This is a genomic window from Shewanella algidipiscicola (genome assembly GCF_003605125.1).
GTDB classification, from domain to species: Bacteria; Pseudomonadota; Gammaproteobacteria; order Enterobacterales; family Shewanellaceae; genus Shewanella; species Shewanella algidipiscicola.
The window spans coordinates 29,154-46,914 of sequence record NZ_QPQT01000014.1 but is presented as its reverse complement, the minus strand read 5'-3'; the positions used below and the strand labels follow the sequence as shown (position 1 = coordinate 46,914).

17 protein-coding genes are annotated in these 17,761 nt (G+C 46.8%); 11 read left to right on the top strand and 6 right to left on the bottom strand.

The genetic code is table 11. The features are described from left to right. Nucleotides 1-52: 52 nt before the first annotated feature. The 5 genes from DVO77_RS14935 (at nt 53) to DVO77_RS14915 (ending at nt 2,990) form a co-directional block, all read left to right on the top strand. On the top strand, nt 53-349 hold the full coding sequence (locus DVO77_RS14935; RefSeq protein ID WP_110459049.1) for a hypothetical protein: 297 nt from the start codon (nt 53-55) through the stop codon (nt 347-349). Next, nucleotides 319-630: a DUF3630 family protein gene (locus DVO77_RS14930; protein WP_162924201.1), complete on the top strand. Its 312-nt coding sequence runs from the start codon at nt 319-321 to the stop codon at nt 628-630. Before DVO77_RS14935 ends, DVO77_RS14930 begins: the two co-directional genes overlap by 31 nt. Beyond that, on the top strand, nt 627-1,631 hold the full coding sequence (locus DVO77_RS14925; RefSeq protein WP_119978886.1) for a serine/threonine protein kinase: 1,005 nt from the start codon (nt 627-629) through the stop codon (nt 1,629-1,631). The genes DVO77_RS14930 and DVO77_RS14925 overlap by 4 nt, the downstream gene beginning before the upstream one ends. A gap of 129 nt (nt 1,632-1,760) precedes the next feature. Further along, nucleotides 1,761-2,372, top strand: a complete 612-nt coding sequence (locus tag DVO77_RS14920; RefSeq protein ID WP_119978885.1) for a thiol:disulfide interchange protein DsbA/DsbL — start codon at nt 1,761-1,763, stop codon at nt 2,370-2,372. A 405-nt stretch (nt 2,373-2,777) separates the two neighbouring features. Then, nucleotides 2,778-2,990 (top strand): DUF1107 domain-containing protein, encoded by a 213-nt coding sequence (locus tag DVO77_RS14915; RefSeq protein WP_110459053.1) that lies wholly within the window; start codon nt 2,778-2,780, stop codon nt 2,988-2,990. Nucleotides 2,991-3,013: 23 nt separating this feature from the next. Here DVO77_RS14915 and DVO77_RS14910 read toward each other — a convergent pair whose 3' ends face one another. Together DVO77_RS14910 and DVO77_RS14905 are read right to left on the bottom strand one after the other, a co-directional pair. Then, nucleotides 3,014-3,220 carry a cell division protein ZapB gene (locus DVO77_RS14910; protein ID WP_110459054.1) on the bottom strand — a complete coding sequence of 69 codons (207 nt, stop codon included), beginning with the start codon at nt 3,218-3,220 and terminating at the stop codon, nt 3,014-3,016. Between the two features lie 322 nt (nt 3,221-3,542). After that, on the bottom strand, nt 3,543-4,133 hold the full coding sequence (locus tag DVO77_RS14905) for an outer membrane beta-barrel protein (protein ID WP_110459090.1): 591 nt from the start codon (nt 4,131-4,133) through the stop codon (nt 3,543-3,545). A gap of 198 nt (nt 4,134-4,331) precedes the next feature. On the opposite strand from DVO77_RS14905, the gene DVO77_RS14900 reads away from it, so the two are divergent. After that, nucleotides 4,332-5,750 carry a lipase family protein gene (locus DVO77_RS14900; protein WP_119978884.1) on the top strand — a complete coding sequence of 473 codons (1,419 nt, stop codon included), beginning with the start codon at nt 4,332-4,334 and terminating at the stop codon, nt 5,748-5,750. A gap of 173 nt (nt 5,751-5,923) precedes the next feature. Further along, nucleotides 5,924-7,027, top strand: coding sequence for a branched-chain amino acid aminotransferase (locus DVO77_RS14895; protein WP_119978883.1), 1,104 nt, complete (start codon nt 5,924-5,926; stop codon nt 7,025-7,027). Nucleotides 7,028-7,332: 305 nt separating this feature from the next. On the opposite strand, the gene DVO77_RS14890 is transcribed toward DVO77_RS14895, so the two are convergent. From DVO77_RS14890 to DVO77_RS14880, 3 genes are all read right to left on the bottom strand, one after another. Continuing rightward, nucleotides 7,333-8,280, bottom strand: a complete 948-nt coding sequence (locus tag DVO77_RS14890; RefSeq protein WP_119978882.1) for a 1-acylglycerol-3-phosphate O-acyltransferase, YihG family — start codon at nt 8,278-8,280, stop codon at nt 7,333-7,335. A 27-nt stretch (nt 8,281-8,307) separates the two neighbouring features. Further along, a complete protein-coding gene (locus tag DVO77_RS14885; protein ID WP_119978881.1) occupies nt 8,308-9,192 on the bottom strand; it encodes a 1-acylglycerol-3-phosphate O-acyltransferase, YihG family in 885 nt (294 codons plus the stop codon). Nucleotides 9,193-9,456: 264 nt separating this feature from the next. Beyond that, the gene (locus DVO77_RS14880; RefSeq protein WP_119978880.1) at nt 9,457-10,980 is read right to left on the bottom strand and encodes a YifB family Mg chelatase-like AAA ATPase; all 1,524 of its coding nucleotides are present in this window, start codon (nt 10,978-10,980) and stop codon (nt 9,457-9,459) included. A gap of 383 nt (nt 10,981-11,363) precedes the next feature. Here DVO77_RS14880 and paeA point away from each other — a divergent pair, with 383 nt between their 5' ends. Beyond that, complete coding sequence (gene paeA / locus DVO77_RS14875; RefSeq protein WP_119978879.1) at nt 11,364-12,680, top strand: polyamine export protein PaeA; 1,317 nt, start codon at nt 11,364-11,366, stop codon at nt 12,678-12,680. 33 nt (nt 12,681-12,713) lie between these two features. On the opposite strand, the gene ilvY is transcribed toward paeA, so the two are convergent. Then, complete coding sequence (gene ilvY, locus DVO77_RS14870; protein ID WP_119978878.1) at nt 12,714-13,604, bottom strand: HTH-type transcriptional activator IlvY; 891 nt, start codon at nt 13,602-13,604, stop codon at nt 12,714-12,716. 179 nt (nt 13,605-13,783) lie between these two features. Here ilvY and ilvC point away from each other — a divergent pair, with 179 nt between their 5' ends. From ilvC to ilvM, 3 genes are all read left to right on the top strand, one after another. Continuing rightward, nucleotides 13,784-15,265, top strand: coding sequence for a ketol-acid reductoisomerase (ilvC, locus tag DVO77_RS14865; RefSeq protein ID WP_119978877.1), 1,482 nt, complete (start codon nt 13,784-13,786; stop codon nt 15,263-15,265). 513 nt (nt 15,266-15,778) lie between these two features. Beyond that, nucleotides 15,779-17,452 carry an acetolactate synthase 2 catalytic subunit gene (ilvG, locus tag DVO77_RS14855; RefSeq protein ID WP_119978876.1) on the top strand — a complete coding sequence of 558 codons (1,674 nt, stop codon included), beginning with the start codon at nt 15,779-15,781 and terminating at the stop codon, nt 17,450-17,452. Continuing rightward, on the top strand, nt 17,449-17,751 hold the full coding sequence (ilvM, locus tag DVO77_RS14850; RefSeq protein WP_119978875.1) for an acetolactate synthase 2 small subunit: 303 nt from the start codon (nt 17,449-17,451) through the stop codon (nt 17,749-17,751). Before ilvG ends, ilvM begins: the two co-directional genes overlap by 4 nt. Nucleotides 17,752-17,761 lie beyond the last annotated feature (10 nt).

Below are 17,761 nucleotides of genomic sequence, written 5' to 3'. Positions count from 1 at the left end.
CGTTTAGGTTGAGGCTCACGGAGAGGTTACATTGCCGTTATTTGGAGAAGTTATGCAAACTCGCTATCAATTATTATCCTGCTGCGCGCTTTTATTGTCATTGACGGCATGCACGCAAGTGCCTCAATGGACATTATTTTATTATCCCGAGCAAGATAAGGTGAGCGAAGGGGAGCTGGCCCCCTACATTGCCGGTTATTATGAGCAGGTAGAGCAATGCCTCGCCAAGGGGGCCGGTATGGCAAGATTGAGTCAATCGGGCCAGGGGGCCTACCAATGTGGTTATCAATGTAAAGAGGGGGAAGCGGGGAGCATTCAATGCGACCGTTTCGAGCAACCGACACGATGAACTATTCACTTAATCAAAATGCAAAGAGCTTAATGATCAATGGTGACATTGATTTTGATCAGTTTGAGGCTTTTGCGACTCCGTTAGTACAAAGGTTGGATTGCCGAGTCATTGAGCGTCACTGGGGAGCCGACAGGCATCAGTGGCAGTTAGATTTCGAAGGCACGCTGATTGGGCTGCACTATGAGTTTTACGGCGATATCTGCTGGCTTTCGGTTGAGTCAGATGAAGAGTTTGAGGTGTTAGAGTACTTAGCGACATTATTGGAGTCTTCTCGATGAGCGATACGTCAACCCCTGCGGGTTTTCACTACCAGGCATTAACCCCAGATTTAATTCTCGATGCGATTGAGTCCTTAGGTATTTATCCAGAAACAGGATTGTTAGCGCTCAATAGCTATGAAAACCGAGTCTATCAATTTCGCTGCGATCGACAAATTCGTTATGTGGTTAAGTTTTATCGACCTGAGCGCTGGAGCGATGCGCAGATCTTAGAAGAGCATGAGTTTTCAGCCGAGCTGGCGCAGCAAGAGATCCCCATCGCCACGCCAGTGCTGATTGAGGGGCAATCATTACATCATTATCAGGGGTTTCGTTTTGCACTATTTCCATCGATGGGAGGACGTGCCTTTGAAGTGGATAATCTTGACCAACTCGAAGAGGTGGGCCGTTTTGTCGGGCGCATGCATCAATACGCACAAGCCAAAACCTTCACTTTCCGCGAAACCTTAAGCCCTGCATTGTTAGGCGATGAGTCACTCGCTTGGCTAAAGGCTTCGGGTCATGTACCGCAGAGCCTAGAGACAGCCTACTTCACCATAGTCGAGCAAGTGCTTACCAAGGCAAAACGCTTATGGGCCGAAGTAGATGCAACATCGATGCGCCTGCACGGTGATCTGCATCCGAGTAATATTATGTGGACCCCAGACGGGCCGGGATTTGTCGATCTCGATGACGCCAAAATGGGCCCCGCAGTGCAAGATCTCTGGATGATGCTAGCCGGTGATCGGCAGCAGCAAACCTTACAACTTGAAATCTTGCTGGAAGCGTATGAAGAGTTTTGCGAGTTTGATAAGCGCCAACTCAAGCTTATCGAGCCGCTTCGCGCCATGAGAATGTTGCACTATAATGCTTGGTTGAGCCGCCGTTGGGAAGATCCTGCCTTTCCGATGAACTTTCCTTGGTACGCCGAGGAAAAGTACTGGGAGCAGCAAATTTTGGCCTTTAAAGAGCAGTTGGCCCTATTAGATGAGCCGCCACTTAGTTTAATCCCTCAATATTAACCAGGGGGAAGTGAGTATCTTGTAACAGAAAAAAATGAACTAATGCGCTTGAGGTACACTCCAAAGCACATTATGTTATGTTCGAAATTGTTATTGTCGATGGTGCATTAGCACCCAAAAGGAAGCATCATGAAAAAAGCGTTACTGGTTGCATTGGCATTATTAATGGCCCCTATGGCGGCATTGGCTGCCGATTATAAAGAGGGTGTGCACTACACTGTGGTAAATAAGGGCCCTGCGACGGCTAAACCTGAAATTGCTGAGTTTTTCTCCTTTTATTGCCCTCATTGTTATAGCTTTGCCAAGGTACAGGTACCACAGATCAAGGCTAACCTGCCCGAAGGCGTAGTGTTTAAGCAAAATCACGTTGAGTTTATTGGTCGTGAAATGGGCACAGAAATGTCGCGCGCGTTTGCCATTGCGCATCAGTTAAAAGTGGAAGATAAGATTGAGCAAGCGCTATTTGCCGCTATTCATGACAAGAAGCAACGCTTTGTTAATCGTGACGATATTCGCCAAGTGTTTATTGCCAATGGCGTATCGGGTAAAGAGTTTGATGCAGCAGCCAATTCGTTTATGGTCAGCGCACAGATGGCGCAGATGAAGCGCGCTACCGAAAACGCTCAGCTGTCTGGTGTACCAGCGTTAGTGGTTAATGGTAAGTATCGTGTCGAAACAGGGGCGATTAAATCTTATGATGAGCTGCTAGACATTGCTTTTTACTTAACAACGCTTAAGTAAGTATTACTGTCAATGATAAAAAGGAGCCTCTGAGCTCCTTTTTTTGTGCCAATTCATCATGGGGTTATGGGTGTGATTAACGATTCAATCCCCATCATTGCTCGGGCTGTGCAGGCAAAAAAAAACCGCATTTTCGGCCATGCTGAAAATACGGTTATTGGGCTATCAAACCCTATTTACCCTGAGTAACCGGGCTAATCTATCAGTGTGTCAAATAGTTGGCAAGTGACATTTTAATGGCGAGTGCTGTTTATTGGTCTGATAGACAAGGCGATTATTCCCGTTTATGTGATGTGTTACGACAATAGCTAAAAAAAGGTGAGTTGAGAGGAAACTTACTGGGGATTAATGAGGTCAAATTTAACAATAATTACAATAACGCAGAGCCGTTTGCTTGGAGGTCTCATGAGGTTTTTCCCCGTTTACGCCCCTAAACTCATTGTAAAACATGCACGCATTTTTGTTTCAGGTGTTATCTGGGTCAAGGATTTGGGTCGACTGGAATTCGATAAAGGGCGGTTTTTACTGCCACGACAAAGTTTACCTCGAGTGAAGCAAGCTATTATCGAGTTGAATCAGTTAATAGAACGTCAGCATAACGAAGCGAAGATGGTTTAGATCTTCGCTGTTAGTGAGTGAATTTACTCGCTCACTTCGTCATTTAATAAACCCACAAGGCCAGTGACTTTTTCATTCCATGAATGAAGATCTTGGCTCAATTGTTGGTTTTTTTCGCTTAGGCTGCTGTTCTTTTGTTTCTCTTCTTCGAGCTCCATTTTTAGTAGCTCAATCGTTTCGAGTGCAGCTTGGATTTTTGTCTCCAGCTTGGACAGTAGTTCAAGGCTCATCGGGAGTCCTAATAGTTTCTGGATGGGTCTATGATTCTATCAGCGCCGCTATCACAGTGAATAGCTAATTTATACTAATTGTCTAAAAATCATTCGATAATTCGATTAAACATCGTTTATTTTTATGCTTGCTGGCATAGGTAACATTTTTGCCGTTATTTTAACGAGATAAGCTTAGCGATTGCGATGCCGTGGGGTTAGATCTGTTTAGGGCGTGGAAAGCGATATATTCGTCATTGTCACTCAATTTAAAGGGGGAATGACTTATTAACACAAGGCCGTTATCCATAGATAACGGCCTTGTGTGGTGAACGAGTCTAGATTAGAAGCGGTAATCAACAGACAGGTAGACTTGCTGGCTATCGTCAAGTGAGAACGAGGCTGAACCAGCATCTGTGCTGATCCCTGCATCATAGTCTTGCTTAAGGTAGCGGTAACCAATCTCTGAGCTTAAATTATCGTTAATTTTATACATCAATCCCGTTTGACCACCCCAGACAAAACGGTCTTTTGACGAGAGGTATGAGGTGTCGGGACTGACGTGATTAACCCCTGCCGTAGCACCAACAAACCAGTTGAGCTTATTGCTGGCATCAAGACCAAGCAAGTAGTCATATGAAAGCAGTAAACTTTGCTGCTTGGCTAGATCGTCTGAATTATAGGAGTAAGTGGTATAGATACGATTATTATCATTTAAGTACGCACCTGCTCTGACTTCGTATACGGCGTCATTCTCACGCTCTTTAATAGAAAAATAATCATTATTAAATTCGGGATCGACTCCCTGCCCAGCCCCCTTATAGGTATTTTGCTGGGCGCCTACACCGCCACCGATGAACCAATCAGCGGCCATGGCTGGGGCTGATAATACACTTGCAACGGTTACTGCTAGGGCTAATTGTTTGCTGCTCATAATATGCTCCTTGATGAAATAAAGTGTTACTGTCTTTCGTTGAGGCCATAGTATTTCAAGCGAGCTGAACGATAACTGAATAATATCTAGATGAATAATTAAGCCTTTTTTATCAACAAAGCCACAGATAATCTGCTCGAGCAAACAATCCATCGCTATGGTTGGCAAACCGTTAAGTTGAAGAGAGGGGATCAGACCATGAAGTTGGTGTTTATACATGGGTGGGGAGTGACTAGCACCACCACTTACGGCGAATTGCCACAAGCCTTGGTTAAGTTGGCGCCTGCGTCATTAGCATTGCAAGTACAGCATATCTATTTGGGGCGTTACATTAGCTTTAATGATGCGGTGACCTTAGATGATATTGCTATTGCATTTGAAGCGGCGCGCTTGCGTGAACTCGGTGATAGCGAGTTTTCGGTCATCACCCATTCAACGGGCGGCCCCCTTATCCGCCAATGGTTGGCGCGATATTATGGCTCGGCTACCGATGGGGTAAGCCACTTAGGTCAAGGGGGGGCTGGTGGATCTGCTGAGCAATTAAGGGCCAGCTTATCGCGCTCACCATTAACACATTTAGTGATGTTGGCCCCAGCGAACCATGGTTCAGCGCTAGCACAATTGGGTAAGTCGCGTGTGAGTCGTCTCAAAGCCTGGTTTGATGGGGTTGAGCCGGGCCAGCAGGTATTAGATTGGTTAGAGCTTGGCAGCGATGGTCAGTATCGACTCAACCTGCAGTGGCTCAATTGGGATCTTTTATCAGCACAGATTTATCCGTTTGTACTCACTGGCGAAAGTATCGACTCGGCCCTATATGACTATGTGAATAGCTATACAGGCGAAGTTGGCTCTGATGGGGTGGTGCGGGTATGCGCTGCGAACATGAATTTTGTCTATGGTGTATTACAGCAAGGTGAGGCTCAATGTCGCAGTTATAATGGCCAATTCGAGCAGCGGTTTACGCTGCAACAATTAAAGCAGCCACAGCAAGAGTGCGCATTTGAAGTGTTGCCGCGGGCTAGCCACAGTCATAAGAAAATGGGGATCCTGAACTCTGTCACTCGGCGTAATGCCGATAAAAAGCCGGTGGTGCAAAGGATATTAGCGTGTTTGTCGGTAACGAACAGCCATGACTATCGACAATTATCCGCGCAAATGTCACATGCGTCAGCCAGTCAACGTACGGGCTCACCCTGTTGTATGTTGGTGCTGCGTATTAGTGATCATTTGGGCTATCGGGTCACCGACTTTGATCTCTATCTGTTAGCGGGTGATGACTATCATCCGGGTAAATTACCGCGAGGCTTAGTGATTGATAAGCAGCGTAATAGTGTCAATGGCAATGTGATCACCTTGTATCTAGATGCCCGAAAGCTAGCCAAAATCAGTGCAGGTAAATTGGGGATTAAGTTGGTCGCTCGGCCAGAAAGTGGTTTTACTTATTATAAAAGTGCCGAATTTCATTGTATGCCAGCACAGTTAGCGCAATTGATTACTGCGGACAAAACCTTGATGTTGGACTTGATTATTCAGCGCCATATTGCTGCAAATACTGTTCAATTGACCCATGTCGGTGAAGAGCCCGATTTTAAGCAGACTAAAGCAAAGGACTACTAACGCTGACTTTTCAGACACGAGTTTAGGGTTAGTTAACACATAAAATTTTTACTTTGGCGTCCATAAATTTGTACTAAAGCATATGCCTACGGGCTTACTGAACGCTGTCGTTTGGCTTGACTTTATTGCGATGCATCCATAGTCTGCTTATTCAGTAATCAAGGTGGTATGCAATGCACATAAACTATAATTTAAAACCTGCATGTGAACGTCGTACTGAGCAGTTTGAGCCCGAAACCAATGTGGGTTTTGGTAACCTAAGAACTGATCATATGTTTTTGATGGATTATCGCGACGGTGAGTGGCGAGATCCGAGAATTGTCCCTTATGGCCCGTTTGAGGTCGCGCCTGGTGCTATTGCACTGCATTACGGCCAATCCGTGTTTGAAGGCGCCAAAGCCTTTATGCACCAAGATGGTGAGATCTATACTTTTCGTTTAGATAAAAATGCCGAGCGTCTTAATACCAGTGCCGATATTCTCTGTATTCCAGCGTTGCCCGAAGCGATGCAGCTGGCGGGTATTAATGCCTTAATTGACGTCGATCGTTTATGGTTCCCGATGCAAGAGGGGGCTTGTTTGTATATTCGGCCGTTCATCTTCGCCACTGAAGATAGGCTGTCGGTGAGTCCGAGTCAGCAATACACCTTTTGTGTGATGCTGAGCCCGAGTGGTGCTTATTATGCTGATGGCTTCGATAAGGCAATTCGTCTGCTTATAAGTAAGCGTTTTCATCGTGCGGTGTCTGGTGGTACTGGCGCATCTAAAGCGGCGGGTAACTATGCAGCGTCGTTGAAAGCAGGTAAGGCTGCTGCCGAGTATGGTGCTGCGCAGGTGCTTTATCTTGATGCTAATAACCAGCAGATTGAGGAAGTCGGGGCGATGAACCATTTCCATGTGCTCAAAGATGGCACCATTATTATCCCTAAATTTACCGATACCATTTTAAAGTCCATTACCTCGCAATCAATATTGGATTTAGGTGAGCAGTTAGGCTGCGAAGTGCGCCAAGAGACGGTGATGCTGGATAAGTTTATTCATGATATTGAGTCTGGTGAAATTATCGAAGCGGGTGGGTTTGGCACCGCAGCGGTGGTCTCTCCGGTAGGTTCTTATATTTTCGAAGATAACCGTGTGGTCACGGTAGGTAATGGTGAAGTGGGTGAGCATACTCGGCGTATTTACCAAGTGTTAACCGATATTCAAAAAGGGCTGCGCCCAGCGCCAAGCGGTTGGCTTGGACGAGTTGAGCGAGTTGAACCAGTTATATCGCATTAGTCATTACCGTGATATTCATAAAAAGCGCTTTTCTTAGCGCTTTTTTTATATGTTTTTTATCTAATGTTTAGGCCATTTGGCGGCTCTATTCGTCGAGTAATATGGTGACATTAGCACGCTCAGGCATCGTATTGGCGCAGTGCGTCATTGAGGATCACAATATTAGTTTATGAGGTTGACAACACAATCGAGTGGCATGTTAACCGTCAAGAGTGAATCAAAAATGCATGACTAACGGGAAACTAGGGCCACATTTAGTGGTTAATGAGCGCGCTATGACTGGGCGCGCTTATCGGTAGCGGGAGTTACTGCTGAGTTGGGCTAGATGTTAGCTTGTCAGTCACTAGTTGGTGTGAGTGATAACGCTGCAAAATTTGATGGATCTGCTCATCTTTTTGCAGCCAAACTCCATTGAGCCAGCGTTGAAATTGAGCGCGACAATCAGCATCATTAAAATAGCGAGCATCATCAACCTCTGGAACGGGCAAGGTTTCTATGCGGACCACAATCTGTTTGATTTTGCCTTGCATCACTTCTGAAAGGGTGTCGCCTTTAGAATCTGGATAGACCAAGGTTACATTTAATAGGTTGGTAAATTGCTCGCCCATGGCCGAAATCGTAAGGGCGATGCCACCCGCTTTAGGACGTAACAGGTAGCGATAAGGTGAGTGTTGGCGTGCGTGTTTTTCTTTAGTAAAACGACTGCCCTCGACATAGTTGATAATAGCAGTAGGGATAGTTTTAAATTTTTCGCAGGCGCGCCGCGTAGTGTGTAGATCTTTACCTTTTAACTTAGGGTTCTTCCTTAGTTGCTTAGCGCTAGTTCGGTTCATAAATGGCATATCCAAGGCCCAACAACCTAGCCCAAGAAACGGGACGTATAGTAGCTCTTTTTTGAGAAAAAACTTTAACATCGGGATGTTGTTGCGCAATACGTAGGTGAGAGCAGCAATGTCGAAGCCACTAAGATGATTACTAATCAGTAGATACCAACCATCTTTACGTAGCCCTTCTAGCCCCTCAATATCCCACTCTATCTTGGCGATGAGATATAAAATACCGCCGTTACAGCACGCCCAGCCCCACATAAAGCGGTTCATTATGTGGGTCAGCATATTTCTAAAGGCGGTTATCGGTACCAGAAGCTTGATTAGACCGCCTATAAAAATGAGGCTACTCCACCAGACAGTGTTGATGATCAACAACATCATGCTGAGGGCGAATAATACTGGGCCGGGCAAAAAATTTAACATCTTTTAGAAGTCCCTTTTTATTACATGTTATTGCTTAGCTAGCTTGTCTAATACGCTATCTTTCTCTTTCCAAATACGGTTTAACTCATCCTGGAAACCGATTTTAAACGCTCTATCGTTTAGGTAGTCCCCACGCATTTCACTAGCGATATCAGATACCTTTATATGGACTCTTATCTGCTTGACTTTACCCGAGATGTAATCCCAATAACTGGGGGTATTGCCAGGATAATAGATAGCCACATCGACCAGCTTGTGGATATGTCCGCCCATCGCTGACAGAGCAAATGCCATTCCGCCAGCCTTGGGTTTAAGCAAATGTTTAAACTCAGAATTTTGTTTTTGATGTTTGGCCGCAGTAAAGCGGGTACCTTCGACAAAATTCATTACACTCACAGGTTTATATTTAAATTTTTCACAGGCTTTACGGGTGATCTCTATGTCTTTGCCCTTAAGCTTAGGGTTTTTACGCAGTTGCGCGCTGGTATAGCGGCGCATAAAAGGAAAGTCGAGTGCCCACCAAGCCAAGCCCAGAACGGGCACATAAATTAGCTGTTGTTTGAGGAAAAACTTTAAAAATGGGATCTTATGATTAAATATGCGTTGTAGTACCGGAATATCGACCCAAGATTGATGATTCGCGATCACCATATACCACTCTTTTGGCGACAGCTCGGCATCGCCTTCAATTAGAATCTCGACCGGATGAAAGATACGCTCAATGAAGGTATTAACACTGATCCATGCTGTCGCGCAATGATCGAGTATATAACTACACCCAGTGCGTAATGGCCCGATTGGGATTATTTTTATTATACTTACCAATAAGATAGGTATTACCCAGAAGATGGTGTTAATCACATAACAGCTAAATGCTAGGCTGCCTCTGATTAGCGATATAACAGAGCCCATTAAATTCCCCATAAAAAATTTGGAGACCTATGTTACTCGGCCTAAGGCTTTAGCTCAATGCTCTTAATATCAGAGGGTATTTTTCATTTTTTATACTGCTTGTTTTAACGCCGTATCAATTGCTCAAAAGTGCGATTCTTTACGTGGTGGGAGGGGGCTGTTGTAACATAAGCCATCGCAGCAGGCTAAGCATCATCGCTCAAGCCTTCCATAAAAACATCAAACTTGAAAACTAAGCGCAAAATGATTAATAGGTTAGAGGCGTTAATAACTATTTTTCAGGCTGTTAAGTAGCCTGTCCATGGCGCGATAACCTAAGGCTTGGGCGATATGACTGCGATCTACCGTTTGAGATTGTGCTAAGTCGGCAATAGTGCGAGCTACACGCTGCAGTCGGTGATAACTTCTTACTGAAAGCCCAAGTTTATTGACACTTTGCTCTAAAAATTCCAGATCCGTTTGCGAAAATCCTCCGGTTTGCGTCAGCTGTTTGCCACTCAGCTCAGCATTCAATACGCCAGCACGGCTCAGTTGGCGTTCTCGAGCGGCCTTCACTCTGCTCGCTATTGTCGCGCTGGTTTCGGCGGCGTGCTGTTGCTGCGTCAAGGTGCCTTCGGGCAGTCGTGGGACATCTATGGTCAGGTCAAACCTATCGATAAATGGGCCCGATAAGCGTGACAGATAGCGCTGTATTTGATCTTGTGTTGCCCGTGCGTTAGCGGTATCGCCGCAGGGACTGGGGTTCATGGCTGCGATAAGCTGAAAGCGACTGGCGAAGGTGAGTTTAGCCGCCGCCCGTGAGATGACGACCTCACCAGTTTCCATAGGCTCACGTAAACAGTCGAGCACTTTTCTTGGAAATTCAGCGACTTCATCTAAAAATAGGACGCCTCGGTGAGCCAAAGAGATCTCGCCTGGCTTGGGGTGGCTGCCCCCGCCGACGAGTGAGATAGGCGAACTAGTATGGTGGGGGCTGCGGAAAGGGCGCTGATAAAATTGGGCTTTGGGTACGGTCTGCCCCGCGACAGAATGGATCGCCGCCACCTCTAACGCTTCGTCATAACTCAAAGGCGGCAGCAGCTGAATGATCCGGCTGGCCAACATGGTTTTACCTGTGCCAGGAGGCCCCAAAAATAATAAGTTATGGTTACCTGCTGCGGCAATCTCTAAGGCGCGCTTGGCTTGATATTGACCGATCACATCGCTTAAGCAGGTTGATTGCGGCGGCGCATCGCTAGCAATCCACTCTAAACCTGTGGCAATACTCGGTAGGGATTGCTGTCCGTGAAGGTAGGCACTGACCCCTTGTAAGTGAGTGGCAAAAAAGCTGTTGTGGTATCCGACTAATTCGGCATCGCTGCGGTTGCCGAGGGGCAAGATTAAGTACTTGTGGTGCTTGCGGGCAAAAACGATCACAGGCAAGAGGCCCTGACATTGACGAATGTGCCCAGATAATGCGAGTTCACCGACAAATTCATGATCTTTTAACATGGCGACAGGGATCTGTTTCGATGCCGCCAAGATGCCGATGGCGATCGGCAGATCATAACGGCCTCCCTGTTTAGGGAGATCCGCTGGGGCGAGGTTGACGGTTATTCGTCGCTGCGGAAATTCAAATCCAGCATTGATTATCGCGCTGCGCACTCGTTCCTTAGCCTCTTTGACTGAGGTTTCCGGCAGACCGACCAAATTGAAGGCGGGCAAACCGTTACTGAGGTGGACTTCAACGATAACTTCGGGAGCTTCGACTCCTAAACTGGCTCTGGTGGTGACACAGGCAATCGCCATAAACAAATCCTTTTGTTTTTAGTCTTTTGTAGGTTGTAAGAAGTAGCGCTAAGTACGCAAGTGTAAGTGTAGCAGTTAAAAATAGGCCCGTTATTTAAGCAAAATATGTCGATTTATGTTGCCTATTGGCTATTTTCTGATATATAGACGCCAGATTGTGACATTATCTTGTCGAGCGGCATATTGGCATCGAGATTGGGTTTTCGATGGGCTTGAGCTGACATTATCTTGATCTTGTTGCATCCTGTTGGCACTAGAGCCGATACCTTTGGCAGCTCACATCTTGTTACGATTAGATGTACATATGACTTAAGTGCCAATGTACCGCGTAGAGGTGGCTGCTCGGTCGCTATTGACCACTGCCTTGAAGAATTAGGTGTAAAATGAGTTTTGTTGATAATGCATTGATTATTTTGTTGTTAATTGGCATCAGTTGCTTCTTCTCCATGTCTGAAATTGCTTTGGCTGCGGCGCGTAAAATCCGTTTGCGTCAAATGGTCGATGAAGGTGATTTACGGGCGGAAAGAGTGCTTAAACTACAGGCTCAACCAGGCAGTTTTTTTACTGTCGTACAGATAGGGCTTAATGCTGTGGCGATTATGGGCGGTATTGTCGGTGAGTCGGCATTTACCCCCTATGTTAAAGCGGCTTTAACTGGCTGGGTCACTGAACCTTGGCTGGGGCAGTTAAGCTTTATCTTGTCATTTGCCATAGTTACCAGCCTGTTTATTTTGATTGCCGATTTAATGCCAAAACGGATCGCGATGGCGATCCCCGAGCGTGTGGCTGTGGCCTTGGTTGGCCCTATGATGTTATGTATAGTGATACTGCGTCCATTAGTGTGGTTTTTTAATGGCTTAGCCACTTTTGTGTTTAGAATATTGCAAATTCAAACCGTGCGTAATGATCAGGTGACCTCGGATGATATTTACGCGGTTATGGCTGCGGGGACCGAGGCGGGCGTACTCGATAAGGGTGAGCAGCAGATGATGGAGAATGTGTTTGAAATGCAAACCGTTCCTGTCACTTCGGCGATGACGGCGCGTGAGAGTTTGGTCTATTTTTTGCTGCAGGACAGCGAAGAGGATATCAAGCGTAAAATCACTAACGATCCACATACCAAGTTTTTAGTGTGTGATGGCCAGCTTGATTGCATTAAAGGGGTGGTAGACGCTAAGGAGTTGTTGATCCAAGTGATTAATGGTCAAAGCATCACCCTTAAGGGCAGCCCATTGGTGCGTAATTGCTTAATTATCCCTGATAGTTTGAGCCTGTCTGAAACCATGGAATATTTTAAAAATACCCGCTCAGACTTTGCCGTGGTGATGAATGAATACGCCTTGGTTGTGGGGATTGTCACTACCAACGATCTGCAAAGCGCGGTGATGGGCGCGTGGTCGTTGCACGAGAGTGAAGAGCAGATCATTGCCCGTGATAAAGACTCATGGCTGGTGGATGGGGTAACGCCCATCACAGATGTGATGCGTGCCTTTAACATTGAGCAATTTCCACAGAGCCAAAATTACGAAACCATTGCCGGCTTTATGATGCATATGCTACGTAAAATCCCTAAGCGTACCGAGTTTGTTAATTACGCTGGTTACAAGTTTGAAGTGGTCGATATTGACGCCTATAAAGTTGACCAGTTGATGGTGACACGCATCGATACGCAGGATGAACCTTTGCTCCCCATCGACTAGTTGTGGGCATGTTGGTTAACACTTTGGCGTGGCTTACGACCTTCTCATGCGTTGTAACTCTTGCAGAAATGCCGCGATGACGGGCTCGTCTTCGCGGCTTTTTTTACTGCAACACCCCAACTCAAAAGGCGCAATTGCGACAGGTGATGCTAACTGCTGGATCCTATCTTTTACCGGGCTGTTATTGATCACCACCTCTGGAGTAATACTGACGCCACAGCCTAGCGCGACCATAGAGGCAATGGCTTCTTGGCCAGAGACTTGGGCATAGACATTGGCATTAAGCCCTAATTGCTTAAACCAGTTATCGATACGTTGCCGCCCCGGACCATGTTCGGGGATGATAAACGGTAGTCTATCCCAAGGGATATACGACTCACACAGTAACTCCTGCACCGCACATTTAAAGGTGGGTGCGATGATAACAAGAGGCACATCGTCGATTTTAATAAAGCTAAGTGATTCTGGCAGGGTGTCTGGTTTGGCGGCGATACCAATATCGGCACGGTTTTGTTTCACCATATCTACAGCGTTAGCCGCATCGCCAGTGATGAGGGCGATTTCCACCAATGGGTGCTCGCTTCTAAAACGGTCCAATAACCCGGGCAGATGGCTATATGCTGCCGTTACCGAGCAGTAAAGATTAAGTCGCCCACGTAACCTATCTTGCTTAGGATCGAGCCGATATTTCAGTTTGTTCCAATTATCTAAAGTTTGTTCGGCAAAGTGGCGATATTCCACCCCTGCACTTGTCAGGGTCACGTTACGGTTATCCCGTTCAAACAGTTTAGCGCCCGCCTCCTCTTCTAAGCGCTGCATAGCGCGGCTTAATGTTGAAGGACTCACATGCATCTGCTGGGCGGTCTTCGCAAAGTGCAGGCAGTTAGACAGGTGCAGATACAATTTGATGGTGCGAATATCCACGAAATCCCCTCGGTGCCTTGTAGTGTAACGTTAAGAATATTGTTGCATAAAATGCAATGTGATGTTTCGAATATATCATTTTAAGCAATAAGCGCCATAGGCTATAGTGATTTTAATCACAGCTTAGCCATCGTCGGTTGAGCCCGTTTTTAAGTCCTCACTCAAAGGTGGAATATCTGATGGCTAACTATTTTAATTCTCTGAATTTGCGTCAACAATTAGCACAGCTAGGTCAATGTCGTTTTATGGACCGCAGCGAATTTAGCCAAGGCTGTGATTACATTAAAGAGTGGAATATTGTGATCCTAGGTTGTGGCGCTCAAGGCCTTAACCAAGGTTTGAACATGCGTGATTCGGGCCTCAATATCTCATTTGCACTTCGCCCACAGGCGATTGCAGAAAAGCGCGCTTCGTATCAAAAGGCGACCGGTAACGGTTTCCGCGTTGGTACGTTCGAAGAGCTCATTCCTGATGCGGATTTAGTGCTTAACCTGACTCCCGATAAACAGCACACCGATGCCGTTAATAGTGTGATGCCATTGATGAAACAGGGCGCAGTGCTGTCTTATTCTCATGGCTTCAATATTGTCGAAGAGGGAATGCAAGTGCGCCCAGATATCACGGTGATCATGGTAGCGCCTAAGTGTCCGGGCACTGAGGTTCGTGAAGAGTATAAGCGTGGTTTTGGTGTACCAACCCTGATTGCCGTACACCCAGAAAACGATCCTAAGGGTGACGGTTTTGAAGTGGCTAAAGCGTATGCGAGCGCCACGGGCGGTGACCGCGCTGGCGTGCTGCACTCATCATTTATCGCCGAAGTGAAATCTGATCTGATGGGTGAGCAGACTATTTTATGTGGCATGCTGCAAACGGGTGCCATTTTAGGTTATGACAAGCTCGTTGCCGACGGTGTAGAGCCTGGTTATGCGGCGAAACTGATCCAACAAGGCTGGGAAACCACCACCGAAGCACTTAAGCACGGTGGTATCACTCACATGATGGATCGCCTATCTAACCCTGCAAAAATTAAAGCCTTTGAGATGGCAGAAGAGCTAAAAGGCATTCTGGCGCCGTTATTTGAAAAGCACATGGATGACATCATCAGTGGTGAGTTTTCGAAAACCATGATGGCAGACTGGGCTAATGACGACGCTAACTTGCTTAAGTGGCGCAGCGAGACTAATGAAACAGGCTTTGAAAATGCGCCACAGTGCGATGAAGCGATTGATGAGCAAGCATATTTTGACAAGGGTATCTTCCTTGTGGCCATGATTAAAGCGGGTGTAGAGCTGGCGTTCGATACCATGGTGTCAGCCGGTATTGTCGAAGAGTCGGCTTACTACGAGTCACTGCATGAAACGCCGCTGATTGCCAACACCATTGCACGTAAGCGCCTGTATGAGATGAACGTGGTTATTTCAGATACCGCCGAATATGGCTGTTATCTATTTAACCACGCTGCAGTGCCGTTATTGCGTGATTATGTCAACCAGATGTCACCAGAGTATTTAGGTGGTGGGCTTAAAGATGAGGGCAATGGTGTCGATAACCTGCGCTTAATCGAGGTTAACGAGGCGATTCGTCATACCGCCGTTGAATATATCGGTGCTGAACTTCGCGGTTATATGACCGAAATGAAGCGCATCGTTGAAGAAGCTTAATTAATTCAATATCAATTAGCCCAGCTTAAACCAGTGGGCTTAAAGCAATAAATACCAAGCTATGTTTGCTCTAGGATGACTGAACATAGCGGATAATTTTGTCCGATGAGTGGAAAGGTTATCGCGGTAGTCTTATCTGAAGTCGTCGTTCGACAGAGACGATTAACAGTTTTTACAGATAGCTGCAGGTTTTGGTTGTGTTATTCACAGGCTTTGTGGTATTGATTAAAAGGTCTACTGAATTTTAACATTGTAGATACCGAATTTAAGCAAACACACTGATTAGGAATTACCCATACATTATGTTTAACCAAGCTGCCCTGCTCATTATCGAGATTATTACCGTGGTGATTATTAAATCACAGCGGGGGCATCGTATGGCGCATCAAACCACCTAATTAGGTCAAGATTGCAACAAGAACCCCCGCTCCGAAAGGACCGGGGGTTTTTTGTTTTTAGCGGTTTAGGCCGTTTGCTTAACCCCGACAACACTTAAAATGCAGGATGTAGTACATGGAAATAGGGCCGCAGATCAGAGGCGCAGACGCCGTTATCAAAGTACTTGCCGCGCATGGTGTAACCACAGTATTTGGTTATCCAGGCGGCGCAATTATGCCCATCTATGACGCCCTGTATGGCGCGCCGGTTGAACATCTGCTCAGTCGTCATGAGCAAGGGGCCGCATTTGCTGCCGTAGGCTATGCCAGAGCGAGTGGTAAAACTGGGGTCTGTTTTGCCACATCGGGGCCGGGTGCGACCAACCTTGTGACTGCGCTGGCCGATGCCCTGCTTGATTCGGTTCCCTTGGTCGCTATTACCGGTCAAGTTTCCACTGCCGTGATTGGCACCGATGCCTTTCAGGAAATTGATGTATTGGGTATGTCGCTGTCATGTACCAAGCATAGCTTTATGGTGACCGATATCGATGAGCTTGTACCGACTCTGTATCGCGCCTTTGAGATTGCCGCATCTGGCCGTCCAGGCCCAGTGCTGGTTGATATTCCTAAAGATATTCAAATAGCCATGCTCGATTACAAAACGCCGCTATTGGGCTTAATGGCAGAGCCTCAGGCGGATGCAAGTCAGCTTGCAGCGGCCAGAGTACTGCTAGCAAAATCGAGCAAACCCATGCTGTATGTGGGTGGTGGTGTGGGCATGGCGGGTGCGGTTGAGCAGCTCCGAAATTTCATCGATGTGACTGGTATCCCCTCGGTCGCGACGCTCAAAGGGCTTGGCAGTATTACCCATGATAGTGAAGGTTACTTGGGTATGCTGGGGATGCATGGCGGCAAAGCGGCGAATATTGCCGTGCAGGAGTGCGATTTACTTATCGTGGTGGGCGCGCGTTTCGATGACCGCGTGACAGGGCGGTTAGCCACCTTTGCCGAACATGCCAAAGTATTGCATCTGGATATCGATGTCGCCGAGCTCGGTAAACTGCGTCGCCCAGATGTGGCCATTGCAGGGGATCTACGCCAAATATTGCCTGCAATTGCCCAGCCGATGGCTATCGCCCCTTGGTTGGCTGAAATTGCTGGTTTGAAGGCACAACATCAATGGAATTATGACAGGCCAGGCGAGCTGATTTTTGCACCTAAAATGCTCAATAGTCTGGCAAATAAATTACCCGAAGACAGTGTGATTGCCTGTGATGTGGGTCAGCACCAGATGTGGGTTGCGCAGCACATGTGGTTTCGACGCCCTGAAGATCATCTGTCTAGCGCTGGCCTTGGTACTATGGGGTTTGGTTTGCCGGCCGCGATTGGCGCAAAAGTCGCGCGTCCCGATGCCTGTGTGGTCGCGGTATCGGGCGATGGTTCCTTTATGATGAATGTGCAGGAGCTCACCACAGTTAAGCGTCGTCAAATTCCACTCAAAATTCTGCTTATCGACAATCAGAAGTTGGGCATGGTTAAACAGTGGCAACAGCTGTTTTTTGAAGAGCGCTTTAGTGAAACCGACCTGTCCGATAACCCTGATTTTGTCACTATGGCGTCGGCGTTTGATATTCCAGGGCGCACCATTACCCACAGCGTTGAGGTTGACGCTGCGCTTGATGAAATGCTTAACACTCAAGGGCCGTTTCTGCTGCATGTGAGAATCGATGAAGCCCATAACGTATGGCCACTGGTACCTCCTGGGGCGTGTAACCGCGACATGATGGATGAGATGGAGAAACAGACATGATCTATAACCTAGCCTTAACCTTAGTTCAGCAGCCCGAAGTGTTAGAGCGCGTATTACGTGTCGTGCGCCATCGCGGTTTTAAAGTCACTACCCTAGATATGCAGTTGGCTGCTAACGGCACCACACAGGTCGACATGGTGGTGGAGAGCGAGCGAGCCCTAGAGCTGCTCAGCCATCAGCTTAATAAACTGATTGATGTCACCGAGTGCAAAGTGTTATCGGCCGAACAGCTATCAACAAAACTCACGACAAGACTATCTACAAGACAAATACAACCCGCTAGCGCCCTAAACGCCTAAGCCCTATAGA